Genomic DNA, 22,606 nt, shown 5'->3' with positions numbered 1-22,606 from the left:
TGTTGGTCTTTTAGAATTTCGCGTGCGCCGGCTCGGCCTCACGCCGGGGAGGTCATTTCCTCAAGTGCAGCGACGATGTCGTCGACCGGCATGACGTCGGCGAACTGCCGGTCCATGTCGAAGAGGCTGATGGCGTGGGAAACCGGAATGCGGTCGAAAACCGCGTCCTGGGCCACGATCGTCCGGAAATTGTAGGAGGCGCTGTCAAATACCGTCGCGCGGATGCAGTTGGAGGTGGCGCCGCCGATCACGATCACGGTGTCGATGTCGCGGTCGTTGAGATACCCAAGCAGCGGCGTTCCGTGAAACCCCGAGGGCTTTTTCTTGACGAAGGTGACATCCTGTTCCGCCGGCGACATCAGGTCGCTCAGCTCGGCCCCCTTGGTATTCTCGAGGCACCAGTGTTGGGAGTCGAGCAAACTGCGCTTGCGACCGTAGACACCGATGTCCTTGCCGTTGGCGGCAAGCTCGAAGAGGGTGAAGAAAACCGGCACCCCCATGGCCTGCGCGCGCGCCACGAGATCGGCGCCCCGCTGCAGAGCGGCGCGTCCAATGGCGCCACAGCTGGACGGCCAGTTCGAGTCTCGCCCCTCTTCGCCGACCATGTATTTCTGGCAGTCGATTGCGACGATCGCCGCGCGTTTGCCAAGGCCCATCCGGTTCCCGAAACGTCCCTTCTGCAGAACCGCCTGATCGGCGTCGTCGAGATATCGGGTCCAGGGCTTCATCATGCATTTCCTTTTGATGTCGTGGCGAAGAGTCTCTCGGGGAGGTTTGTCGCCATGACCGGATGGCAGACATTTTCCCGACAATTTTCAAGAGTGGAGCGATACATTTGGTCGTGAAAATCTCGGCGACTTCACGAGAAGATCGAAAAATATGCAAGAAAACTGCAATTTGGTGAAGTTTTAGCGATACTTTGCGAGCTCACTTTCGCTCCGTGATGACATGCAAACACGCCAATTGAAGAAATATTGTCGTGAAAAAGCTTTGAAGCAGAGCGGGCCACGGAGCCAGGACGTGAAGGCATGACGCGACGGCCTGGCCCCGTCACGTGGTCGGCGACCGTGAGACCCGCTCGTCGTCACGGCGCCTTTAGCGGTTCTGCCACCGGCTGGGCGCCTCGCGGTCGGACTGTGAAACGCGGTGGCTTCCCGCTCGCTCCGGGGCTGCCCGAGCTGGCATTCGCAGTCCGTCGCGCTAGGGCTCGTAGCGAGCTTCGCGATAGGCGGTCAGAATATTGTCGAGATTGCTCATGACGTGGGCGCGTTTGGCCTTGGCGGCGTCCTGAAATCTCCGCTCGGCAAGCGCGTCGAGGATGATGCCGGTGTAATCCAGCGTCTGACTCTCGCCCAGTTTGCGCAGCAACAGGTTGTATCGCACCGGTTCTATAGCGTCGTTGAGCCGGTCGAGAACCTCGCGCAGGGGCGTGTTTCCAGAGAAGTTGGCGATCAGATCGTAGAAGCTCCGGATGCTCTGAAGGTAGGCCCTTGGATCGTTGGCATCGCGCGCGCGCGTAAGTTCCGCACGGGCCGTGGTGAGCTCGTCCACCAGCGGAGACAGGTCCTCGATACCGGTCAGTTGCAGGATCGCAAGCGCCTCGAGTTCTCCGCGCAGCATGAAATGGTCCCGCAGTTCGCGATCCTCGTAAAGCTTGACCCGAAAGCCACGCCTGGGAACGTGTGAAACCAGTCCACGCACCTCGAGCAGGCGCAGGGCTTCGCGCACCGGGCCGCGGCTGATGCTGAAGCGCTGCTCGAGATCTTGCTCGCGCAAGGGTTGGCCGGGACGGAAGGTCCCGTTCATTATGAGTTCGCGCACCTGAGAGGCGACGAAATACGGAATTGTTCCCGGAACGCCTTCCGCCATCAGCGCTTCATCGCCATTTGCATTTTTGTCCTGCCTAAACTTGGCCCGTGGTCGGGCATTCATCTTCAATATGGCCACCCATGTCAAAGCGCGAGATGGCGCAGTCACCAACTCGCGGGGCGTTTCAGGCCTGTTGTTCCGGGAGAATGGGCCAGCCCATTTGCAGCGAGAGCTGATGTGCAACGGCCAGCAACCGCCCCTCATCGAGCGGGCGCGCGATGAGCTGTGCGCCGACGGGCATGCCGTTTGCATCGACGCTGATAGGCATCGAGAGCACGGGCACACCGAGATAGCTGAAGGTCCTGGTCAACCGGGTGATGGCGGCGACCACGCCGAAGACGGAATCAGGTGCCTCCATGTCGGCATCGGTGCGCAGTGGCACCGGCAGCGGGACGGTCGGACAGATCAGTACATCAGTCTCTCCGAGCGGGCCTTCGAGGAACGAGCGAAGCACAGTTGCCCGAAGGGAAAGCGCCTCGAGGTAGCGCACGGCGGGCACATGAAGTCCGGGTTCGGTGCGCGAGAACACGGCTTGCGAAAAGCGCTCCGGAGACTGGCGCATGGCCTCGCTGTGAAGCGTGGCGGCCTCGACCTTCGAGATAATGTCGCCCAGTGCGTAGCAGGCCTCCATTTCCGGGAAGTCCCGGGCGGGCGCGGCTTCGAACATATCCGTGCAGCGTGCCGTGAAGCGATCAAACACCTCTTGGATCCCCGGATCGCAGGGCACGCCAAGGCTCAGTGCAGCAACACGGCTTTGCATGACCCAGGGTGCGTCGAAAAGGGCCAGGTAGTCCGGGACCGGCACGTTGAGGCTGGTGGGGTCGCGGGGGTCGTGGCCCGCGACTGACCGGAGCAGCAGCGCGCAATCCTCGGCGCTACGGGCGATTGGGCCGATAGAATCGAGCGAGAAGGCGCGGGGGAAACTGCCCGCCCGCGACACCAACCCGTAGGTCGGCTTGAGCCCGAATACGCCGTTCATCGAGGACGGCAGGCGGGTCGAGCCACCTGTGTCCGATCCGAGCGCGCCGAAGATAGCGCCCGTGGCCACCGCGACCGCCGAGCCGCTGGAAGAGCCGCCCGAGATACGACTCGGATCCCACGCGTTGCAGCAATCGCCGAAATGCGGGTTTTGGCCGGTTGGGCCGCAGACCATCTCGTTCATGTTGAGACTGCCGATATTGACAGCACCCGCCGTGTCATAGCGTGCGATCACGGTCGCGTCCCGCTCGGCCGGGGCTGCATCGCGTCGGACGGCGGTCCCCACGGTCATCGCACGGCCGGCCTGTTCGAAGCAGTCCTTGTGCGCCAGCGGGATGCCGTGCAGCGGTCCACGATGCAGGCCCTGCGCGGCGGCGTCATCAAGGCTTCTGGCCTTGGCGCGGGCGCTCTCTTCATAGGTTTCAATGAACGCGCAATGGCGGGGCTGGCTTGCATGCGCGGCAGCTAGCGCCGCTTCGGTCAGGGCCGTGGCCGACGTTTCGCCCCTCGCAAGGGCCGCAGCCGTGCCGCTGAGCGATGGCGCGGCCATCATGGACAAGGACGCGCCCTCTGCCTCTGCCGCAATCGCGGAGGCCGGCCGTGTCTGGCTGACCTCCGTGGATGCCGTTCCGGCGATGCTGCGGCTCTGTGCCCCGCTCTCGGCGAGCAGGGCAAGGTAGTCTCCCGGCTGATCGTCATGGCCGAGCTTGCCGTCCGCGACATTGCGCACGGCGCTGTTGAGCCGCGCGAGTTCGGAGGCGAGCCGGTCCGGGGCAGTGCGGGACTCAATATCATGCAACGCGGAGCTGGCATGTGCGATCCAACGCTCGGTGATGGGGTCTTGTCCGTGGGTGGTCATTCGACGGCTCCCGTCTTGTGCAGCGCTTCGATCGCTTCGGGGTCCAGGCCGAGCTCCGCGAGGATGTCGTCCGTGTGCTGTCCGAAGAGCGGCGCGGGGGTGCCCACCGCGGGAGCGGGCAGGGCGCGGCTGTCGGAGGCGAATTTCACCGCGCCGGCGAAGCCGCGATAGTGGCCGATGACGGGGTGCTCGAAGTTGCTGATCATGCCCTCGGCGGCGACCTGCGGGTCGTCGAACATGTCCTCGACCTGGCGCACGACGGCGGATGGAACGCGCTGGCCAAATCGCTCCTGCCATTCCTCGGCGCTGCGCAACGCCAGCGCTTCGTGCAGGCGCGCCGTGAGAAACTCTGCATTTTCGGCGCGTTTGCGCACGGTGTCGAACCGGGGATCGGTGAAAAGCTCGTCGAGCCCGGTCAGCTCGCAGAGCGCCTGCCAGAAGTGCGGCGTATTGGCGGAGATGTAGAGTGTGCCCTCGCGCGTCGGATGCAATCCGGTGATGCCCCCCGACCGCATGTCCCGGTTCACGTCCCGATCTTCGGATTCGGCCCAGACCAGTCGGGCCGATTGCATCGCAAGCGCACTGCGTAGCAGCGAGACGCCGACATAGCATCCCTTGCCGGTCCGTTCCCGCTGGAAGAGCGCCGAGCTCACCCCGCTGCTGAGCATCGAGGCGGCGTAATAGTCTACCACAGAGCCGTAGAGTATCTCCGGAGCACCCGGCGCCCCCTGCAGGGCGCAGAGGCCGGACATTGCCTGCAAAACCTGATCATAGCCGGCCTTTTCGCGGGCAGGCCCCTGCTCGCCATAGCCCGAGACTGCGCAGTAGATCAGCCTCGGGTTGTGGGCAGAGAGCGTCTCGAAGTCGATCTTGAGCCGTGGCGGCACGTTGGGGCGGAAGTTGTGCACGAAGACATCCGCCTTGGCGACCAGTTGCATGAGCGTGTCGAGCCCTTCTGGCTTCTTGAGATCCAGAACGATTCCGCGTTTGCCTCGGTTGACCCCGAGGAAGGCGCGGCTTTCTTTGTCCAGAGTGGAGGGATACTTGCGGAGGTTGTCGCCGGTGGGTGGCTCGACCTTGATGACCTCAGCCCCCAGATCCGCCAGGAGGGCGCAGCCGTATGGGCCTGCGATATAGGCGCTGAGGTCGAGGACCCGAATGCCCTGGAGTGGTGCCTGCGGCACGGCGGTCGGGCTCTCGGTTTCGGTCATGGTCATGTGATTCATTCTTCCTCCAGGGGGATCCTTGGCTGCGCGTCTTGGGCGGGATCCGGCCACCGTCCGGATCCCGCCTGTTTCTCGGTCAGTCGCCGATGCCGAGGGTCTCGACGATGGTCGTCCATTGTGCGTAGTCGTCGAGCAGTGTCTCGGTCAGGGCGGCCGGGCTCGAAGGGGTCGCCTGCGCGCCCGCATCGGCGATGAACGTCTTGAAAGCCTCGTCTTCGAGAGCGGTCTCGATCGCGGCGTTCATGGTGTCGACGATGGCGTCGTCTGTCGCCGCCGGCGCGAAGACGCCCCACCAGACTTCGGTCGAGTAGTCGATGCCGCTTTCCATCACGGTGGGCATGTCGGGAGCCGACTCCATCCGCTCTTCGGTGGTGTAAGCGAGGCGCGGAAGCCCCTCGGCGGGCGATCCAGTCAGCGAAGCGACGGTGGTGATGATAAGGTCGAGGCGCCCGCCGGCGAGATCCACCTGTGCGGGGGCGATGCCCTGGTAGGGTGTCAGCTCCATTTCGATGCCGGCGGCCTGCTCGAACAGCGCGGTGGCCATGTGCGAGCTGTCACCGATGCCGGCGCTGCCGTAGAACAGTTCACCCGGCTGCTCCTTGGCCATCCCGACCAGCTCCTCGACGTTGGAGGCGCCGAGGTCTTCGCGCGTGACGATGACGAAGGGCGCGGTCGCCACCCGGGAGACGCCGGCGAAATCCGTCGTCACGTCGAAGGGCACTTCGCGGACCGCAGCGCTTGTCGCGATGGAGCCGGAGGTGAAGAGGAAGGTGTAGCCATCTGCCTCCGCTGCGGCGACATAGGCCGCGCCGATCGAGCCGCCCGCGCCGGCGCGGTTCTCGACGATGACCGATTGGCCCATCGAGTCCGACAGTTCCTGCGCAAGGTAGCGCGCGATGATGTCGTTGCTGCCGCCGGGAGCGAAAGGGACCACCAGCGTGACGGTATCGTTCGGCCATTCCTGTGCTTGGGCGCCTGCCGCGGTGAAGGCCATGGCGGATGCCGCCGTAAGGGCAAGGAGGGTTCTCTTGTTCATTGTCTTCATACTCATCCCATTGGATTGCAGTTGATTTTTTAGGCAAAGGGCCGGTGGTGCCGGGCTCTTCGCTAGGCCGGATATTGCAAACGTGGTGTGATCATGTCTATCAGTTTGTAGATTGTAGACAAACTACACTCTACAAAAAACTGGAGGGTGCCAATTTCATGCGCAGCAAACTTTTTGTCCCAGCATCGCGGCCCGAGCTCTTTGAAAAGGCGGCACGCAGCGAGGCGGATGCGATCTCGTTCGACCTCGAGGATGCGGTCGACGAGGCGCGCAAGCACGAGGCCAGGGCGGTTTTGTCGGCGCATCTGGAAGCACCCCGCACCCACGACAAGCTTGTGCTAGTGCGGGTGAACGCGCTCGCGACCGAGCATTTCAAACAGGATGTCGAGGCGATCGTGCGCACCGGGCTCGACGTGATCAATTTACCCAAGATTGAGTCCCCCGAGGAAATCCTTGCCGCGCTGAGCCACATCGAGTTCTGCGAGGCCCGCCACGGGATCACCGAGCCGATCCGGATCCTCGCCAATATCGAGACACCGGCCGGCCTGCAGAACGCCAGCGCAAGTGCTGCAGCGCATCCCCGCGTGATGGGGCTTCAGATCGGTTTCGGTGACCTCTTCGCGCCGCTGGGCATCCGCCAGAGCAACAGCTTCGCCATCGCCCAGACCCGCTGGAGCGTCCGTATCGCTGCCGCGCAGGTCGGGATCGACGCCTTTGATGGTGCCTTCGTGAACATTTCGGCACCCGATGACTTCGTTGCAGATGCCCAGGCGGCACGCGCGATGGGCTTCACCGGAAAGAGCTGCATCCACCCGAGCCAGTTGCGGCTCGCCAACGAGGTCTTTCGGCCCACGCCGGACGAACTGGCCCATGCCGTCGATGTGACCCGTGCCGCGGCAGACGCAGGTGCCCGCGCAGTGGGGGCCTTCGTGGTCAACGGCCAGCTCGTGGACGGCCCCTTCATCACGCGAGCGCAGCGGATCGTCGAGCAGGCGCGCCGTGACGGCCTTCTCGTCGATTGAATGAAATGCTCCGACCGGCCCCCATAAAGCCGGCGGAGGACAACACAGCAGGGATTGCGATGTACTCGAAAGACTACACGGACATTGTCGGCGGGCTGGTGCTCATCTGCCTCGGGCTCGTCTTTTCGGCCTATGCCGCGACGCATTACGATATCGGGACGATCCGGCGCATGGGCCCGGGCATGTTTCCCACCATCCTCGGCGTGGCGCTGGCCATATTCGGGGCGGCGCAGATCGTCCCGGCGCTCAGGCGCGCCGGAAACAAGCCTGATATTCGGGTTTGGACGCCGATCTTCGTGCTCGGGGCCTGTGGGGTCTTCGCGCTGATGCTGCGCAGCTGTGGCCTGATCCCGGCCGTCATCACCCTGACCGTCGTGGCGTCACTCGCCGAGCTCGAGATCCGCCCCCTTCGCATGGCGGCGATCTCGGCGATCCTCTGCCTCGCATCCTGGCTGATCTTCGTCGTGGCTTTCGGTCTGAACGTACCGATCGCACGCTGGCCGTTCTGAGAGCGGACATGACCATGGGATTTCTTGACAACATCACGCTGGGGCTCTCGATCGCCCTGAGCTATCACAACCTGCTCTACTGTTTTCTCGGCGTTCTTCTGGGGATGGTGATCGGGGTCATTCCGGGCATCGGGGTTCTGGCAAGCATCTCGATGCTGTTTCCGATCACCTTCTATCTCGACCCGACAACCGCGCTGATCATGTTGGCTGGGATCTGGTATGGTTCGAGTTATGGCGGCAGCACCGCGGCCATCCTTCTCAACATTCCCGGAACACCGTCGAACGCGGTGACGGCACTCGACGGTTATCCGATGGCGCGTGCGGGGCGGGGGGGCGTTGCGCTCTTCATGACCACGATCGCCTCTTTCGTCGGCGGCTCGATCGGGATCCTCGTAATGACCATGTTCACGCCGGTCATCGCTCCCTACGCGCTGCGCTTCGGCTCGGCAGAGTATTTCTCGCTGATGGTCTTCGGGCTCGTTGCCGCGTCGACGATCTCCGGCGGCTCGGTCGCGAAAGGGCTCGCCATGGTGGTCGCGGGGCTGATGCTCGGCACCATCGGGGCAGACATGTATACAGGGGTGCCGCGGTTTTCCTTCGGATTCTTCGAACTGACCGAATCCGTCAGCCTCGTTGCCCTGGCGATGGGAATGTTCGGCATCTCCGAGGTCATCGCCACAGTCCGTCGCATCAAGCCCGGCGACATCGACGTGGACAGTGTCGGTCTGCGGGCCATGCTCCCGACCCGCGACGACTGGCGGCGGTCCTGGCTGCCGACATTGCGCGGGTCCGGCATCGGCTCCTTCTTCGGCACGCTTCCCGCGACCGGCCCCGCGGTGGCAGCGTTCATGGCCTACGCCGTCGAGAAGCGTAGTTCGTCCGACCCCGAGCGCTTTGGGAAGGGGGCCGTCGAAGGCATCATGGCGCCGGAAGCAGCCAACAACTCCGCCGACCAGACCGCTTTCATCCCGACACTGTCGCTTGGCATTCCCGGCAGTCCGACCATGGCGCTGATGCTCGGTGCCCTTCTGGTGCACGGAATCACGCCGGGTCCGGCGCTGCTGACCGAGAGCTCGGACCTGTTCTGGGGGCTGGTGATGAGTTTCTGGGTCGGGAACCTGATGCTGCTCATCCTGAACATTCCGCTCATCGGCCTCTGGGTGCGGCTCTTGATGCTCCCGTATACATGGCTCTACCCGGCCATCATCATGTTCATCTGCATCGGCACCTATACGGTCAACAACTCGATCTTCGACATCTGGTTGGTGCTGGTCTTCGGGTTTCTCGGCTATGTGATGCGGATCTTCGACTGGCCCGCGGCGCCTCTGCTGCTCGGCTTCGTTCTGGGACCCTTGATGGAAAATCACTTCCGCCGCGCAATGCTGCTGTCGCGCGGAGACTTCGCGACCTTCGTGGAGAGCCCCATCGCCGCGACCTCGATAATCTTGACTGTGGTGGCTTTGGCCTGGGGACTCTGGTCGAGCCAAAGGAACAGGAAACGGCGAGCGGCGGCGCTTCAGCGCTGAGGCTGCGAATGCCCGTGGAGCAGGCCTCGCGACGGTTTGAAATGCCCCGCTTCCGCTGCGCCTCGACCATGTTCAACTTAGCGCTGCCCCTCCAAACCGTCGGTCGCTCGAAGGCGCTTGCCGTGGGGGCTGTGCTCTCGGCGGGGGCCGTGGCGAGCGTCCTGTTTCTGCTTGCAGGAGCCATGAGGACGCGGAGGCAGTACTTGTACGTCTTCCCATGCTGCGGGGACATGAGGCGAGAACAGCGCGAGGCAAGGGTGTCTTGGCGACCACGCACACGGGTGTGCTCGCGCCCGGGCTCGGAGACGCGATACCCGCGGCCAGAGCAATCGGGAAGGCGGGGCCACGGGGCCGATGCTGAACGCGCCCTACGAGATCTCCCCGGCGTAGCAAAGCGCGATCGACGACATCCACATGGTGCATCATGCAGGTGGACCTGCCGATCATGCGCTATGAAAATCCGATACGCGCGCCTTGCCTTTTGTGCCAGACATCATTGCAAAGCGCGTTGAAGGTGGCATCATCGACGAAATGAAAGCCTCAAGCACCGATCTCTATCACTTCGACCAGATCATGCAGCGCGTCGGCCCATCCCTTGGTGCCCCGAGCGGGCAGGACACACTCTTTCTCCAGCAGCTTGCGAGCGGCATGGTCGGCGACGTGCTGATCTCCGCGGGTCGGATGTCGGAGGGCCCGGCGCAGGTTCAGGCAGGCAAGGCAGACGAGTCGCTTGCGCTGCAACGACGCCTCGGGCGGCTCATGGATGGGCTGTCTGCAGAGGAAAGCCCTGGCCCCTTGCGGCACGCGCTGGAGCTGATCGGGACCGACACCGGCGGGTCGGCGCTCATGACGCCACCTCTCTCCGATGCGCTGAAGCAGCGCCTCGCGCGGGTCGTGGCCGCGCTGCGCGACAGCAGCGTGACCCTGCCCGAGGCGGCCTGACGCCCATGGAGGAAACCGCCGGCAACGCGCTCTATCTCAACCGGAACGGCCCCGAGCCGTCCTGGCCCGTGCTCGCGGGCCCCAAGACCGTCGATGTGGCCATCGTCGGAGGCGGGCTGACCGGCCTTTCTACGGCGCTGCATCTCGCCGAGGCCGGCGTTTCGGTGGCGGTCTTCGAGGCGCATGTGCCGGGTTGGGGCGCCTCTGGGCGCAACGGAGGGCAGCTCAACCCGGGGCTCAAGTTCGATCCCTCGTGGTTCAACGAGCGGTTCGGTGAGGATCAAGCTCGCAGCATCGTCGCGTTCGGCTGGTCCACGGTCGACGCCACCGCCGCGCTGGTCGACAGGCTTGGCATCGACTGCGATCTGCGCCGCAACGGGACGCTGCGGGCGGCGGCCTCAGAGCGTGACATTGCGGGGGTGCGGCGAACCTATGATGACATGCGCGCTCTCGGAATGCCGGTCGACTGGTTCGAGGGTGAAGCGCTTGCGGCGCTGACCGGCCATCAGCACTATCCCGCGGCTTTGCTCGACAGGCGTGGCGGAGATGTCGATCCGCTAAAGCTCGTGCGGGGCCTCGCCGGGAGTGCGGCGCGGGCCGGCGCCGAGATCTTTGCCCGGTCACGCGCCAGCGATCTGGCCGAGCAGGACGGAGGCTGGCGGTTCACGGCAAATGGTCACGAGGTTCGCGCGGCCAAAGTTCTGATTGCCTGCAATGGCTATGCGGATCGCCTGTGGCCGGGACTGGCAGAGGCATCCGTCCCGGTCTTCAGCTCGGTGCTCGCCTCAGAGCCGCTGCCCGCGGATCTGGCGGCGCGCGTGATGCCCGGGCGGCAGGTCCTCTACGAATCCGGGCTGGTGACGGTCTATTGCCGTGTCGATGCCGCCGGCCGGATGGTGATCGGTGGCCGTGGCCCGATGCGCCCGTCGTCGGACGCCGCAAGCATGGGCGCTGTGCGGCGCCATGCGGAGCACCTCTGGCCCGCGCTTGCATCGGTCGAATGGGACTATGCGTGGAACGGCCGGGTGTCGATCACGCCAGATCACTTGCCAAAGCTGCATGCGCCGCGGGCCGGGTTGCTGATCGCCTATGGCTACAACGGGCGCGGCGTCGCGCTTTCGACAGCTCTTGGCGCCCATCTCGCAGAGAGCCTGACGGGCAGTGTCACGACCGAGACGCTGCCGCTGCCCGTGTCGGACATGAAACGCATGGCGTTCCATCGCTTCTGGCCAATCGGCGTGCAGGGCGCAATCGCCGCATCGCGCTTTCGCCAGATGATTGCCGACTTGTTTTGACGCTCGCGAACGAGGCTTGCGCGATGTCTCTCAGGCGACACCTCGAGGGCGTCTGCGGCCCAGTGCCATGGCTGTGGGTTCTGGCGTGGCGACAGCATTTGTCGGAGAGGCGGCCGCTACGGCGATCACCGTCGCATACCATGGCGGGCGTCGGCCAGATCAAGCGCCTTCGCCGGTGCGCGCGCTGCCCGCTTTGGTGCCGGGTAAGCCGGTGTTGGCGAGATCTGCGGAGAAGACGCCGGGTGTGGTGTTCAGGCCGTCCCGGATGATGATAACAAAGTTGGGAAATGCCCGGATCTTTGTTCACGCGTGGATCAGGCGGCCATCCAGCCGCCGTCGACGAACAGAGTGTGTCCGGTGAGATAGGTCGCCTCGTCACTGGCGAGGAAGAGCGCGGCGCGGGCGACATCGTCGGGGGTTCCGAGGCGGGGCCACGGGGTGCGTTGCTTGGAATAGTCGATCCAGCGCGGCTCGACCGCGCGGCCGCCCTTGCCAGTGAGGATCTTGCCGGGAGCGATGGCGTTCGAGACGATCTGATGGGGGCCGTAATCGGCGGCAATCTGGCGGGTCATGTAGGCGATGCCGGCCTTGCTGACACCATAGGCAAAATCCTCGGGCGCTGAGACGTGGCCGTGCTGGGAGGAGATATGGATCAGGCGGCCACGCACCTCCTCGCGGATCTCCTGCGTCATCATCTGGCGAACGGCGGCGCGCGCGCAGAGGTAGGCGCCCTTGAGGCTCACATCCATGACGCGGTCCCAGTCGGCCTCCTCGGTCTCGACCAGAGGCTTGCCGGCGCGCAGCACGGCGTTGTTGACGAGAATGTCGAGGCCGCCGGTCTGGGCGGAGGCCCGGTCCACAAGCGCCTCGACCGCGTCGGCGCACGAGACATCGGTCTTGACGAAGACGGCGGATCCACCCTCCTCGGCCACCACCTCGCAGACGGGGCGGCCGCCCTCGACGGCCTCTTCGGTGATGTCGGCGACAAAGACATGGGCGCCTTCGGCCGCGTATTTTCGGACGATGGCGCGCCCGATGCCCGAGGATCCTCCGGTTATGATGGCGACGCGGCCCGCAAGGCGCTGGGTCATGAGAGGGTCTCCTTCGGCGAATGTGCGATGTGCCCGAGCCAGTCGGCGGCGGCTCGGGGCAGCGGGGTGTGCGAGCCGGGCACCAGCCGGCGCAGGCGCTGGATGGCGAGCGCCGGGCGGTCGGTGGGATAGCCGTAGCGGATCGTCGGGGCAGCGGCGTCGATGTGCCAGCTCAGCGGCAGATGCGCGGCCAGCGCTGTGCACCAGTCCGGCAGGTCGGTCACCTCTCCAGCCCCGATATGCACGATGTCAGGCAATGCGGCGTCACTGCTCACCAGTGAAGCGATGGCCGAGGCGGCGTCGCGGGAATAGCACCAGTCGGCGGGCACTGCGCGGGGTAACGTGACGGGGCGCCCCTCCAGCGCCGCCAGAAGGATCTGGTGATGTGGGCTGGTGACCTTCCGGCTGTCTGACGCACGTTCGTGAGGGCCGAAGATCGGGCCGAGGCGCAGGATGGACAGATCGATCCCGGCCGAAGGCGCGAGGCGGCGCAGGCTCATCTCGGCGGCATATTTTCCTATCCCGTAAAGGCTTTGCGGCATGGGGGTGGTGCGGTCCTCGTGGTAGAGCCCGTCGGCTTCAGGTGCGGCGTTGCCGTAGACGGCGATCGAGGAGAGCTGAAGCAGCCGGCGGATGCCGGCGGTCTTTGCGGCTTGCAGCAGACGCACGCTGCCAAGCAGATTGACGTCGAGCACGAGGTCCGGGTTGGCCTCTTCGAAAGCGGCGTCGGGGGTGAGGGCTGCGGCGTGGATCATGTGGGTCAGGCGGCGCCCGGTCAGCGCGGCATCGAGGGATGCCTGTTCCCTCAGGTCTGCGGTGACGAAGTCAAAGCCCGGCCAATTGTTCCGAGGCGGGTGAAGGTCGAGGCCGACCACGGGAATGCCGCGCGCGCAGAGGGCTTCGGCTATGGCAGAGCCGACAAAGCCAGAGGCGCCGGTGACGAGGACGGTCATCGGGGGATCTCCTGTCGGATGGCTTCGGCGATCTCTTCGGCATGCACGCCGGCATCCGGCCCGGCCAGCCGGGCGGCGGCGGCCATCTCCGCAACCTCGGCCGTGGGCGCGGGCGGCTCGCCGGCGCGGTATCGGATCTCTCCGCCGACCATGGTCAGGAGCGTGTCCGCTCCGGTGCACCGGCTGAGGATCAGATCGAGCGGGTCGCAATCGGGATCGGTGTAGGGGCCGCGCGCGCGGGTCGGGTCGAGCGCCACCAGATCGGCGCGCTGGCCCGGGCCGATCGTGCCGGTGTCGGGCTGAAAGATCGCCTGAGCGCCGATCTCGGTGCCCATTGCGAGGGTCAGCCGGTTGGCTTTGGCAGCCGCGCCCGTGCCCCGGGCGAGAAGGCCGCCGAGGCGCAGTTCGGACAGGTAATCCTCGGTATCGTCCAGCGCGCAATTGTCGGTTCCGAGCGCCACGGGAAGTCCCGCCGCACGCCAGTCGGCCAGCGGCGGCGCACCGTTGAAGAGCCGCATGTTGGCACCGGGGTTCGACACGAGTGTGAGTCCGTCGCGCAGAGCATCTTCCACGTCGTGCGCGCTTGCTTGGGTGAAGTGGGCCGCGCTGACTTGGGTCTCGAAGACGCCGAGGGCTTCGAGGTGCTTCAGGACCGCGCCGCTGTACAGCGTCTTGGCGACGGCCCGCTGCGCGGGGGATTCCAGCAGATGGAAATGGATGCCGGTGCCGGTGCGCGCGGCATGGGCGGCGATGGACTGCCATGCGGCATCTGACACCCATTGCGGTCCGGCCGGGCCAAGGGCAATCGAGATCGTCGGGTGGCCGGCATATTCGGACAGGAGCCGATCCGTCAGAACCAGCGTTTCCTGCAAGGGCAGGTAGGCGGGCCGTGTTTGGTTCAGGAGGGCTTGTGCCTGCGGGGACAGGCCATCGCGGAAGCCGCTTTCATCGGTCGGCGGGTAGACCAGGCCGCCCTGATCTGCGAAGCCCACGCAAACCGTCGCGCGCAGCCCGGTCTCTTCATAGGCGCGGATGACACCGCGCAGCTCGGCCTCGTAATCGCCTGTGGCGTATGAGTAATTTGCGTGGAGCGTGGCGGTGACGCCATTGCGGAGCATCTCCTGCGCGGCGAGCCGGGTCAGCAGGTAGGCATCGGGTGCCTTGCGTCCGCGCCGTCGTGCGATCCAGGGTTCCAGCTGATCGTCGGGATAGCCCAGTTGCACCTGGCTGAGGCCGCGCCCATGCTGGTGGGCGTTCACGAAGCCGGGCAGCAGGATCGCATCGCCGAGCGCCGTGAGGCCCGCGGCGGGGAAGCGCGCGCGCATGTCGTCGGGCGTGCCGAGCGCCACGATGCGGCCCGCGTCCACCGCCACGGCCCCGGGGCGCAGCGGTGGGCGCTCCGCTCCGGGGATCACGCAATCGGCTGTCAGAAGCTGCATGGTCAGAACAACAGGTTCGGCAACCAGAGCACCAGTCCCGGCCAGAAGATCAGCAGGATCGTGAAGGCCAGCATCAGCAGGACGAAGGGCAGGGAGCCCCAGATCACGTCCATGATCGACCCGGTCCCGCGCACGCCCTGAACGATGTAGAGGTTCATGCCGATGGGCGGCGTGATCAGCCCGGTCTCCATCATCAGGACAAGGAAGATGCCGAACCAGACCGGATCGATGCCCAGCTGCACGACCAGCGGAAAGACCACCGGCAGAGTGGCGATCATCATCGACAGCGTCTCCATGAAGCAGCCGAGGATGAGGTAGAAGAGGATCAGCAGGAACAGCACCTGGATCGGGCCGGCGCCCAGATCGACCACGAAGCGGGTCAGCGTCTGGGGAATGCCGAGCATACCGATCACGAAGTTCAGGAAATGCGCGCCGACCATGATCAGCAGGATCATCGCCGAGATCCGGACGGTGGAGATCATCGCCTCGTGCAGGAGCGGCAGGGTCATCTTGCGCTTGGCCAAGGCCACCAGCAGCGCGCAGGTGACGCCGATGGCGGCGGATTCCGTGGGCGTGGCCCAGCCGCCGTAGATGACGCCCATGACGATGGCGAAGATCAGCAGCGGTGGCAGGATTTCCAGCAGGGACTTCAGCTTTTCGCGCATCGGGCGGTCGGGCAGGCTTGGCCCCGCGACGCCGGGGTGCAGGACAGAGATCACCGCGATCAGCGCCATGAAGGCGACGGTGAGGGCGATGCCCGGCAGGATGCCGGCGGCAAAGAGTTGGCCGATGGAGGTGTTGGTCATCGAGCCATAGATGATGATGTTGATCGACGGCGGGATCAGGATGCCCAGCGTGGCGCCCGCGGCGATGGTTCCGGCGGTCAGGCGTTCGTCGTACTTGCGCTCCGACAGGATCGGGATGGCCACGTTGCCGATGGTGGCGGCCGTCGCGACCGAGGATCCCGAGACCGCTGCAAAGAAGGCAGAGGCGCCGATATTGGAATGCAGCAGCCCGCCGGGCAGCTTGCGCATCCAGTCCGACAGCGCGCGGTAGAGCCCGTCCGCCACGCCGGAGCGCACCAGGATTTCGCCTAGGAAGACAAAAAGCGGGATCGCTGTGAGGATGAAATCGTTCTGACCGCTCCAGATCTGGTTGCCGAAGGTCATCAGGATCGGCCAACCCATGGTGAGCATGGCGCCGGTGAAGGCGGTGAGGAACATCGCAACGGCTACCGGAAGGCCGATCAACATCAGGCCCAGCATCATCATGAAGCCGAGCGCCGCTTCTCCGATCCCGATCATTGTGCACCTCGTGCCGTCACGCCGGCCTGTTCTTCATGGATGAGATCGTCGAGCGACTTGGGCCCGTAGAAGCGGTTCAGCCGGTCACGGTCGCGCAGGAACAGGATCGCCGCGTGCAGGAAGAGCGCGGTCGAGACCACGGCAAACACGGCCAGTCCGAAGACCCAGAGGCTTTGTGGCATCCACAGCGGGGTCATGAGGGGCGTTCCGGAAAGTGACTTGAATTCAATGCTCTCCATCAGCGCGGCCCAGCCGCGCCAGGCCATGAAAAGCGCCATCAGCATGGTGCCCAGCGTCGCCAGCAGGTTCAGCACCGACCCGACGCCGGGATTGACGCGCTCGGTCAGAATCTCAACGCGGGTGTGGGCTCGTTCGATCGCGGCCAGCGAAAAGCCGAAGGCCCCGGTGATGGCCAGCGTGTACCCGCCGAGCTCGTCGCCGCCCTGAAGCGAGACATTGGCGAAGCGCCGCAGCAGCACCTCGGCGGTGATGGTCAGGGTGAGCAGCAGCAGCGCGTAGCCGGCCACCAGCGCAAGGAACCGCGCGACGGGGGTCATCGCCTGCGCGATCCTGTTTTCTCCGGACATTCTGAGTCTCCGAGGCCTGCGTGAATGGGGACGCGGGGGCGCCGGATCGGCGCCCCCGCACAGGGTCTTGCTCTGGACAGGCTCAGTTGATGGTCAGGCCTGCGGCGTTGCCCGCGGTCTCGTTCCAGGTTTCCGTGCAGGACGGGTCGACATTGTTGCAGGTCTCCTTCCAGATCGGCAGCACGACGGTCTCGGCGATCTCCTTGATCTTCGCGCGGTCGTCGTCGTTGATCTCGACCAGCTCCATGTCGAACTTCGTGTGATCCGAGCAGCTGTCGGCACCGGTGTTGCAGGCCACCGCGTCACCGTTGGCCGACACGGCGAGCTCCCACAGCTGGTCCTCGAGCGATTTGAACTCTTCTTCCAGCGCGGCCTGTTGCTCGGCCGTGAAAGAGTTCCATGTGTCGAGGTTGATGAAATGCCCCTGCACCGAGCCGGAGACCGACAACGGCAGCTGATGGGTGGTCACCTCGGGCCAGTTGCCGGTGTTGCCGGACGTCGGGGAGGTCACGCCGCAGGTCACGACGCCGCGCTGCAGGGCCGGGTAGACCTCGGAAAACTGCAGGGTCACGGGTGTCGCGCCCAGAGATTCCAGCATGGCGGACATCGACGGGGTGAAGCTGCGGACCTTCATGCCCTCAAGATCGGCCAGCGTCTCGATCGGCTCGTTGCAGTAGAAGACCTGCGGGCCGAAGGGCCAGAGGGTCAGCGCCTTGGCGTTGAACTTCTCCTGCAGGCGGGTGTCGAAGGCGTCGCGATAGGCATCGACGACGGTGTGCAGGCTGTCCATGTCGGTGGCGACGCCGATCAGGTCGATGCCCTCGAAGAACGGGTCATCGCGCGACGCCATGCCGATTTGTACCGACATCACGTCAAAGGCGCCGCTGCGCAGCAGGCGCAGGGCGTCAGGGGCCTTTACGCCCACCACATCCATCGGGTTGTAATTGACTTCGAGGTCGACGCCGGCGTCCTCGCCGAGGGTCTCGAAGAAGGCCTGCTCGATCGAGACCTGCTTGGTGTTCTGCGAGAAGTTGCCAGCGATACGGAGCGTATCCTGTGCCGAGGCGAGGGCCGGGACGCTGGCCAGAGCGGCGGCGGCCAGGGCTGTGGTGAACCTGTTGCGCATTATTGTCTCCCTGAGATTGCATTCATTTTGTGACTGATTGGAGCGTTTCAGGAAGCCAGTGCCGCGATCAATGGAAATCCCGGCCTGCCGCCCAGGTTTCTGCAGATCTACTGTTTTTGGCGCAAATTTAGGCGAAAATAGCGGCAAAATGCCGGTGATATGTCCGTTCCGTGCATTTTTTGGCTTTGCTGCGTTGACGTGGTTGCTCTGGCGTGGCGCAAGTTGTCAGGACAGATCTGAACGCGGAGCTGCAAGAAATGAATGCAATTCTTCCGCAACCTCCGCAGTGAATGGAACTTCTGAATGCAGACAAGCGCTTCTTCCGGTCCGACCATCATCGGCATGCTGACCCCGTCATCCAACACGGTGGTCGAACCCTACACCGCGGCGTTGGCGTGGCCGCTCTTCCCGGATGTCTCGGTGCATTTCGGTCGCCTGCAGGTTACGCGGATCGCGCTCGATGAAGGGTCCGACAAGCAGTTCGGGACCGATCCCGTCCTTGAGGCGGCGGACCTGCTGGCCGACGCCAAGATCGACGTCATCGCGTGGAATGGCACTTCGGCCAGCTGGCTGGGGTTTGACAGCGATGACCGGCTCTGCGCCGCGCTGAGCGAGCGCACGGGCGCCAAGGCGACCACGGCGATCAAGAGCCTCAACACGCTGCTCGAGGCGTTCGGGGTGAAGACGTTGGGCCTTGTGACACCCTATACACCGGATGTGCAGCAGCAGATCATCGACAATTACGCGACCATCGGGATTGAAACCGTGGCAGAGCGGCACAGCAACCGGTCGGACAATTTTTCGTTTTCGGAAGTCTCCGAAGAAGAGATCGCAGGCATGTGCCGCGAAGTGGCCGAGGCAAAGCCCGACGCGATTGCGATCGTCTGCACCAACATGCGCGGTCCCTTGGTGGCGGCCGAACTGGAGCGCGAGCTTGGCATTCCGGTGCTTGATTCCGTGGCCTTCACCCTGTGGGGCTGCCTGAAGGAGGCCGGGACGGACATGACGCCGCTGTCGGAATTCGGCATGATGTTCGCAAAATGACCTGCGCGCAGCACGAGGAGGCGGGATGGGGGACCTGGAGGTGAGGGATGATCTGCTACCGGCGGACGAGGGCGAGGCCTCTCTGCACGAGACCCTTGTGAGCCGGATGCGTCAGTTGATGATCGAGGGCACTCTGGAAAACGGGCAGCGCATCCCCGAGGCCGAGCTTTGCCGCATGTTCGGAGTGTCGCGCACGCCGCTGCGCGAGGCGCTCAAGGTGCTGGCGGTGCAGGGGTTCGTTCAGCTCCGCCCCAACCGCGGAGCGATCGTCGCGCCAATCGATCCGGACCAGATCCAGCCAATCTTCGAGCTGAAGGGGGCGTTGGAACGGCTGATCGGTCTCACCGCCGCCGAACGGGTCACGCAAGAGGACCTCGACGCGATCGGCGCGCTGCACCACGAACTCGGCGCGGCGCTCGAACTGGGGCAGATGGATGAGTACACCCGGTTGAACTATGCCTTCCACAAGAGGCTGGCGCAGATCTCAGGCAATGCGCTGTTGTGCGAGACCTACGAGGGGCTGCAGCAGCGGATCTGGCGTTATCGCTTCGTTGTGAACGAGGATTTCTCACGCGTGGCGGATAGCTTCTCGGAGCATGAGCAGATCATGATCGCCCTGCGCGCAAAGACCCCGCTGGATCTTGCCGCGCGCCTTGAGGCGCATAACCGGAGGACCTGCGAAGCGATGCTGAGGGCGATCCAGCAGATCCCTTGAACGGTCTGCGGGGCAAGTTTCCTCGCGATGCGCACCTCGATCGTCCATGGTTTCTTTCTGTAGCCGAGTGGTCTAGGGCCGGACGGCATGCGGCCTGCCGCCTTCGAGATCGAACCACTGCGGATCCGCGTCCTGAAAGCACAGGTTGACCAGCATCAGTCCGGTCAGGATGTCGACCGCAGCAACCGTGCCCGGCTTGATCTCGTCGTGCTCGCTGCCGTGGAACACGCGTCGGTGTTTCGGGCCGGACCGCCACCGGAAAGTCGATCTCGCCGGTCACGCCGCGATCTGCCTGGACTTGACGCCCGATGGAGAACCGGCATTCTGTCGGCGACCGGTGTGACTGGTCCACAAGCATCGCCCCCTTTTCGGAGCGTTGCGTGCGGTTCACTCGCGGTAGATTTTTGAATTCGACCTTTTGGGGGCAAAGCTGCGCAGCTTCGCCGAGACAATAAGACAGACCATGTCAGCCCGCGCCTGCAGGTGTGCCCTTTTTGGCATTGTCGCGCTGTTGTGGTGGTCTGCGGCCTGGGCTCAGGAAGGCCGGCCATCGTCCCAGCTCAGGGTCCTCGCGATCTACTCCGGGTCCAGCACGCTCGCGGCCAACGTCGCGGTGGAGGAGGGCATACGCTCTGTCTTCTCCGGGGCCGAGAGGACCTCGAGATACGAGATCTACGAGGAATACCGCGACGCGCAGCGCTTCCCCGGTGCCCTCGACACGCAACGCTTCATCGACGCGCTGGATGCGAAATACCGCGACCAGACCATCGACCTGATCATGACGATCGGCCCGGAGGCGGTGCCCCTGGCTGTCGGGATCAGGGAGCGCATCGCGCCCGGTGTGCCGGTGGTCTACGGGGGCATTCTCGAGGCCACCCGGCAAGCGTTCGCGGAGGTCGAGGGCCTGCATGCGGTGGTGTCGAGATTTGACCTGCGCGGCACCTTCGAGCTGGCGCGGCACTTGCAGCCGGAGGCGCAGCGCGCGGTGATCTTCACCGGATCGGCCGAGTTTGACCGAAGCTGGAAATCCTTCGCGGAAGCGGCGCTCGCCGATGTCTCCGATATCGAGATCGCGTTCGTCTCCGATCTGTCGCTGGAAGGCTTCCGGGACCGGGCGGCGGCGCTCGATCCCTCGGACATCCTGATCGGGCTGACGATCTTCGAGGATGCCGACGGACGCCGCTTCGTGCCGGCGGATGCGCTGGCCACGATTGCCGAGGTGTCCGCCGCACCAACCTACGGCGTCTACAGCTCCAATATCGGTCGCGGGGTGGTGGGCGGCAGCTTTTCGACCTTCGAGGACACCGGCGCCGCGATCGCGGAAAAGGCGCTCAGGGTCCTCGAGGACCCGTCCGGCGCAAGGCAAGCGGTGTCGGTGCCGGTGTCGGCGGTACTCGATTGGCGGCAGCTCAGGCGCCACGATCTCGATCCCGAGCTGCGCCCGCCCGACAGCCGGCTGCTCTATTACGATCCGGGCATCTGGGAACGCTACCGGTTGGAGATCCTGCTGGCGCTGGCGATCATCCTGCTCCAGGCCAGCACCATCGCCGCCCTGATCATCATGGAGCGCCGCCGGCGCCGGAATGCCGAGGAGCTTGCCCGGCGGCGCATGGAGATGGCGAGGCTGTCGCGCATCGCCCAGCTCGGCGAGCTGTCCGGTGCGATAGCGCACGAACTGAACCAGCCCCTGACCTCAATCCTCGCCAATGCCGAGGCAGGCTCCGCGATGCTCGCCCAGCCGGCTCCGGACCTCGCCGAGCTGGCAGAGGTGTTGCGCGACATCGCCCATGACGACCAGCGTGCGGCGGACGTGATCATCAATCTGCGGCGTCTGATGACGAGCGACAGTGCTGGCCTCGAGGACACGGATCTCAACAAGGTGGTGAGATCGACCGTCCGGCTTGTCAGCAGCGAAATTCTGTCGCGCAAGATCGCGCTAGAGTTGAAACTGTCCAGCAATTCCCTCATGGTAAAGGGAGATGTCCAGCAATTGCAGCAAGTGCTGCTCAACCTCGTCATCAACGCGGCGGATGCGATGGCCGACCAGAAGACCCGGCATATGATCATCGAGACCGGACTGGGTCCGAAGGATCAGCGCGTGCTCTCGGTGACCGACACCGGGCCCGGCCTGCCCGAGGCCTTGCGGGACAATCCCTTCAAGCCCTTCGCGACCTCCAAGGTCCAGGGCATGGGACTGGGGCTGTCGATCAGCCAGACCATCGCCGAAGCGCATGGCGGATCGCTGCGCTTTGTCAGCAGCACAAGGGACGGGGCGCGGGTTGCGCTGTCCCTGCCGGCGCCATGAACGCGCCATCCGAAGAGCCCTTCGTCGTCCATCTCGTCGATGACGACGAGAGCGTGCGCCGTGCCCTGGCGCGGCTGATCCGGGCCGGCGGATTCGACGTGCATCCCCATGCGAGCGGCGAGTCCTTCCTGGACGATTTCGAGCCGGCGGTTGCGGGGTGCGCCATCCTCGACATGTATCTGCCCCGGCTCGATGGCTTCGAGCTTGCCGAGCGGGTCGCGGCGCTCCAGCCGGAGTTTCCCGTCGTGTTCCTGACCGGACGCGGCGACATCGGCATGGGGGTCAGGGCGATGAAGGAGGGGGCGTTCGACTTCCTCACCAAGCCGGTGCAGCCGAGCATGCTGCTGACAACGCTTGCCGCCGCGAAGGCGCTGGCCCGACAGACGCAGGCCGAGACGCACTGCACCGCGCGCTACGAGGAACGGCTGCAGAGCCTGACTCCGCGCGAGACGGAAGTGCTCGACGCGGTGGTCTCGGGCAGCCTCAACAAGGAGATCGCCCATGATCTCGGCCTTGCCGAGAAGACGGTGAAGGTCCACCGGGCGCGGGTGATGAAGAAGATGGGCATGCGCACGATTGCCGAGCTCGTGCGCGCCAGCGTCACGCGACGGATCGACGCCCCCTGAAATGGGCGAAGAGGGCTCCCGTTTCGACGAAAACCGGTCGCGCCAGGTGAGGTCATGATCGCGCACCGGAAATGACGTTGTGGCGAAGCTCTGAACGTGAGGGCTTCCTGACCATGAGGACAGTCAGCGAGACGACCGGTAAGAG

General features: G+C 64.9%; 21 protein-coding genes. 9 read left to right on the top strand and 12 right to left on the bottom strand.

Annotated elements, in window-relative coordinates:
• Positions 1-38 precede the first annotated feature (38 nt).
• The 5 genes from JF542_RS05060 to JF542_RS05040 form a co-directional block, all read right to left on the bottom strand.
• The gene (locus JF542_RS05060) at positions 39-728 is read right to left on the bottom strand and encodes an isochorismatase family protein (RefSeq protein ID WP_242533593.1); all 690 of its coding nucleotides are present in this window, start codon (positions 726-728) and stop codon (positions 39-41) included.
• A gap of 472 nt (positions 729-1,200) precedes the next feature.
• Positions 1,201-1,932, bottom strand: a complete 732-nt coding sequence (locus JF542_RS05055; protein WP_242533613.1) for a GntR family transcriptional regulator — start codon at positions 1,930-1,932, stop codon at positions 1,201-1,203.
• A 61-nt stretch (positions 1,933-1,993) separates the two neighbouring features.
• Positions 1,994-3,706: an amidase gene (locus JF542_RS05050; protein ID WP_207074978.1), complete on the bottom strand. Its 1,713-nt coding sequence runs from the start codon at positions 3,704-3,706 to the stop codon at positions 1,994-1,996.
• The gene (locus JF542_RS05045; protein WP_242533592.1) at positions 3,703-4,923 is read right to left on the bottom strand and encodes a CaiB/BaiF CoA transferase family protein; all 1,221 of its coding nucleotides are present in this window, start codon (positions 4,921-4,923) and stop codon (positions 3,703-3,705) included. The genes JF542_RS05050 and JF542_RS05045 overlap by 4 nt, the downstream gene beginning before the upstream one ends.
• Positions 4,924-5,008: 85 nt before the next feature.
• The gene (locus JF542_RS05040) at positions 5,009-5,968 is read right to left on the bottom strand and encodes a Bug family tripartite tricarboxylate transporter substrate binding protein (RefSeq protein WP_207074977.1); all 960 of its coding nucleotides are present in this window, start codon (positions 5,966-5,968) and stop codon (positions 5,009-5,011) included.
• A gap of 167 nt (positions 5,969-6,135) precedes the next feature.
• Here JF542_RS05040 and JF542_RS05035 point away from each other — a divergent pair, with 167 nt between their 5' ends.
• From JF542_RS05035 to JF542_RS05015, 5 genes are all read left to right on the top strand, one after another.
• Positions 6,136-6,999: an HpcH/HpaI aldolase/citrate lyase family protein gene (locus tag JF542_RS05035; protein ID WP_207074976.1), complete on the top strand. Its 864-nt coding sequence runs from the start codon at positions 6,136-6,138 to the stop codon at positions 6,997-6,999.
• 59 nt (positions 7,000-7,058) lie between these two features.
• Positions 7,059-7,508: a tripartite tricarboxylate transporter TctB family protein gene (locus tag JF542_RS05030; protein ID WP_007803057.1), complete on the top strand. Its 450-nt coding sequence runs from the start codon at positions 7,059-7,061 to the stop codon at positions 7,506-7,508.
• Positions 7,509-7,522: 14 nt separating this feature from the next.
• Entirely contained in the window at positions 7,523-9,034 is a 1,512-nt protein-coding gene (locus JF542_RS05025) for a tripartite tricarboxylate transporter permease (RefSeq protein ID WP_207074975.1), read from the top strand.
• Between the two features lie 531 nt (positions 9,035-9,565).
• Positions 9,566-9,976, top strand: coding sequence for a dihydrodipicolinate synthase family protein (locus JF542_RS05020; protein ID WP_207074974.1), 411 nt, complete (start codon positions 9,566-9,568; stop codon positions 9,974-9,976).
• A gap of 5 nt (positions 9,977-9,981) precedes the next feature.
• Positions 9,982-11,271 carry an NAD(P)/FAD-dependent oxidoreductase gene (locus tag JF542_RS05015; protein ID WP_207074973.1) on the top strand — a complete coding sequence of 430 codons (1,290 nt, stop codon included), beginning with the start codon at positions 9,982-9,984 and terminating at the stop codon, positions 11,269-11,271.
• A gap of 314 nt (positions 11,272-11,585) precedes the next feature.
• Here JF542_RS05015 and JF542_RS05010 read toward each other — a convergent pair whose 3' ends face one another.
• The 6 genes from JF542_RS05010 to JF542_RS04985 form a co-directional block, all read right to left on the bottom strand.
• Positions 11,586-12,362: an SDR family NAD(P)-dependent oxidoreductase gene (locus JF542_RS05010; RefSeq protein ID WP_207074972.1), complete on the bottom strand. Its 777-nt coding sequence runs from the start codon at positions 12,360-12,362 to the stop codon at positions 11,586-11,588.
• A complete protein-coding gene (locus JF542_RS05005) occupies positions 12,359-13,315 on the bottom strand; it encodes an NAD-dependent epimerase/dehydratase family protein (protein WP_207074971.1) in 957 nt (318 codons plus the stop codon). The genes JF542_RS05010 and JF542_RS05005 overlap by 4 nt, the downstream gene beginning before the upstream one ends.
• Positions 13,312-14,754, bottom strand: a complete 1,443-nt coding sequence (locus tag JF542_RS05000) for an amidohydrolase family protein (protein ID WP_207074970.1) — start codon at positions 14,752-14,754, stop codon at positions 13,312-13,314. The genes JF542_RS05005 and JF542_RS05000 overlap by 4 nt, the downstream gene beginning before the upstream one ends.
• Before the next feature lie 2 nt (positions 14,755-14,756).
• A complete protein-coding gene (locus JF542_RS04995; protein WP_207074969.1) occupies positions 14,757-16,058 on the bottom strand; it encodes a TRAP transporter large permease in 1,302 nt (433 codons plus the stop codon).
• A complete protein-coding gene (locus JF542_RS04990; protein ID WP_224885899.1) occupies positions 16,055-16,645 on the bottom strand; it encodes a TRAP transporter small permease subunit in 591 nt (196 codons plus the stop codon). Before JF542_RS04990 ends, JF542_RS04995 begins: the two co-directional genes overlap by 4 nt.
• An 82-nt stretch (positions 16,646-16,727) precedes the next feature.
• Entirely contained in the window at positions 16,728-17,771 is a 1,044-nt protein-coding gene (locus tag JF542_RS04985; RefSeq protein WP_207074968.1) for a TRAP transporter substrate-binding protein, read from the bottom strand.
• 303 nt (positions 17,772-18,074) lie between these two features.
• On the opposite strand from JF542_RS04985, the gene JF542_RS04980 reads away from it, so the two are divergent.
• Positions 18,075-18,815, top strand: coding sequence for a maleate cis-trans isomerase family protein (locus JF542_RS04980; RefSeq protein ID WP_207074967.1), 741 nt, complete (start codon positions 18,075-18,077; stop codon positions 18,813-18,815).
• 25 nt (positions 18,816-18,840) lie between these two features.
• Positions 18,841-19,530, top strand: a complete 690-nt coding sequence (locus JF542_RS04975; RefSeq protein ID WP_207074966.1) for a GntR family transcriptional regulator — start codon at positions 18,841-18,843, stop codon at positions 19,528-19,530.
• Positions 19,531-19,602: 72 nt separating this feature from the next.
• On the opposite strand, the gene JF542_RS04970 is transcribed toward JF542_RS04975, so the two are convergent.
• Entirely contained in the window at positions 19,603-19,758 is a 156-nt protein-coding gene (locus tag JF542_RS04970; protein WP_207074965.1) for a hypothetical protein, read from the bottom strand.
• 283 nt (positions 19,759-20,041) lie between these two features.
• Between JF542_RS04970 and JF542_RS04965 the strand changes: the two genes are divergently transcribed.
• Together JF542_RS04965 and JF542_RS04960 are read left to right on the top strand one after the other, a co-directional pair.
• Positions 20,042-21,835 carry a sensor histidine kinase gene (locus JF542_RS04965; protein WP_207074964.1) on the top strand — a complete coding sequence of 598 codons (1,794 nt, stop codon included), beginning with the start codon at positions 20,042-20,044 and terminating at the stop codon, positions 21,833-21,835.
• Entirely contained in the window at positions 21,832-22,461 is a 630-nt protein-coding gene (locus JF542_RS04960) for a response regulator transcription factor (protein ID WP_207074963.1), read from the top strand. Before JF542_RS04965 ends, JF542_RS04960 begins: the two co-directional genes overlap by 4 nt.
• The last annotated feature ends 145 nt before the right edge of the window (positions 22,462-22,606 follow it).

Origin of the sequence: Salipiger bermudensis (genome assembly GCF_017309175.1) — a bacterium.
Taxonomy (GTDB): domain Bacteria; phylum Pseudomonadota; class Alphaproteobacteria; order Rhodobacterales; family Rhodobacteraceae; genus Salipiger; species Salipiger bermudensis.
Note: the sequence above shows the minus strand (reverse complement) of the source record. Positions and strands in the feature narration are given on the sequence as shown.

What these genes read in the sequence shown, in the direction of transcription:
- JF542_RS05060 (WP_242533593.1), bottom strand. Translation starts at nt 728, where the DNA reads ATGAAGCCCTGGACCCGATATCTCGACGACGCCGATCAGGCGGTTCTG.
- JF542_RS05055 (WP_242533613.1), bottom strand. Translation starts at nt 1,932, where the DNA reads ATGAATGCCCGACCACGGGCCAAGTTTAGGCAGGACAAAAATGCAAAT.
- JF542_RS05050 (WP_207074978.1), bottom strand. Translation starts at nt 3,706, where the DNA reads ATGACCACCCACGGACAAGACCCCATCACCGAGCGTTGGATCGCACAT.
- JF542_RS05045 (WP_242533592.1), bottom strand. Translation starts at nt 4,923, where the DNA reads ATGACCATGACCGAAACCGAGAGCCCGACCGCCGTGCCGCAGGCACCA.
- JF542_RS05040 (WP_207074977.1), bottom strand. Translation starts at nt 5,968, where the DNA reads ATGAACAAGAGAACCCTCCTTGCCCTTACGGCGGCATCCGCCATGGCC.
- JF542_RS05035 (WP_207074976.1), top strand. Translation starts at nt 6,136, where the DNA reads ATGCGCAGCAAACTTTTTGTCCCAGCATCGCGGCCCGAGCTCTTTGAA.
- JF542_RS05030 (WP_007803057.1), top strand. Translation starts at nt 7,059, where the DNA reads ATGTACTCGAAAGACTACACGGACATTGTCGGCGGGCTGGTGCTCATC.
- JF542_RS05025 (WP_207074975.1), top strand. Translation starts at nt 7,523, where the DNA reads ATGGGATTTCTTGACAACATCACGCTGGGGCTCTCGATCGCCCTGAGC.
- JF542_RS05020 (WP_207074974.1), top strand. Translation starts at nt 9,566, where the DNA reads ATGAAAGCCTCAAGCACCGATCTCTATCACTTCGACCAGATCATGCAG.
- JF542_RS05015 (WP_207074973.1), top strand. Translation starts at nt 9,982, where the DNA reads ATGGAGGAAACCGCCGGCAACGCGCTCTATCTCAACCGGAACGGCCCC.
- JF542_RS05010 (WP_207074972.1), bottom strand. Translation starts at nt 12,362, where the DNA reads ATGACCCAGCGCCTTGCGGGCCGCGTCGCCATCATAACCGGAGGATCC.
- JF542_RS05005 (WP_207074971.1), bottom strand. Translation starts at nt 13,315, where the DNA reads ATGACCGTCCTCGTCACCGGCGCCTCTGGCTTTGTCGGCTCTGCCATA.
- JF542_RS05000 (WP_207074970.1), bottom strand. Translation starts at nt 14,754, where the DNA reads ATGCAGCTTCTGACAGCCGATTGCGTGATCCCCGGAGCGGAGCGCCCA.
- JF542_RS04995 (WP_207074969.1), bottom strand. Translation starts at nt 16,058, where the DNA reads ATGATCGGGATCGGAGAAGCGGCGCTCGGCTTCATGATGATGCTGGGC.
- JF542_RS04990 (WP_224885899.1), bottom strand. Translation starts at nt 16,645, where the DNA reads ATGTCCGGAGAAAACAGGATCGCGCAGGCGATGACCCCCGTCGCGCGG.
- JF542_RS04985 (WP_207074968.1), bottom strand. Translation starts at nt 17,771, where the DNA reads ATGCGCAACAGGTTCACCACAGCCCTGGCCGCCGCCGCTCTGGCCAGC.
- JF542_RS04980 (WP_207074967.1), top strand. Translation starts at nt 18,075, where the DNA reads ATGCAGACAAGCGCTTCTTCCGGTCCGACCATCATCGGCATGCTGACC.
- JF542_RS04975 (WP_207074966.1), top strand. Translation starts at nt 18,841, where the DNA reads ATGGGGGACCTGGAGGTGAGGGATGATCTGCTACCGGCGGACGAGGGC.
- JF542_RS04960 (WP_207074963.1), top strand. Translation starts at nt 21,832, where the DNA reads ATGAACGCGCCATCCGAAGAGCCCTTCGTCGTCCATCTCGTCGATGAC.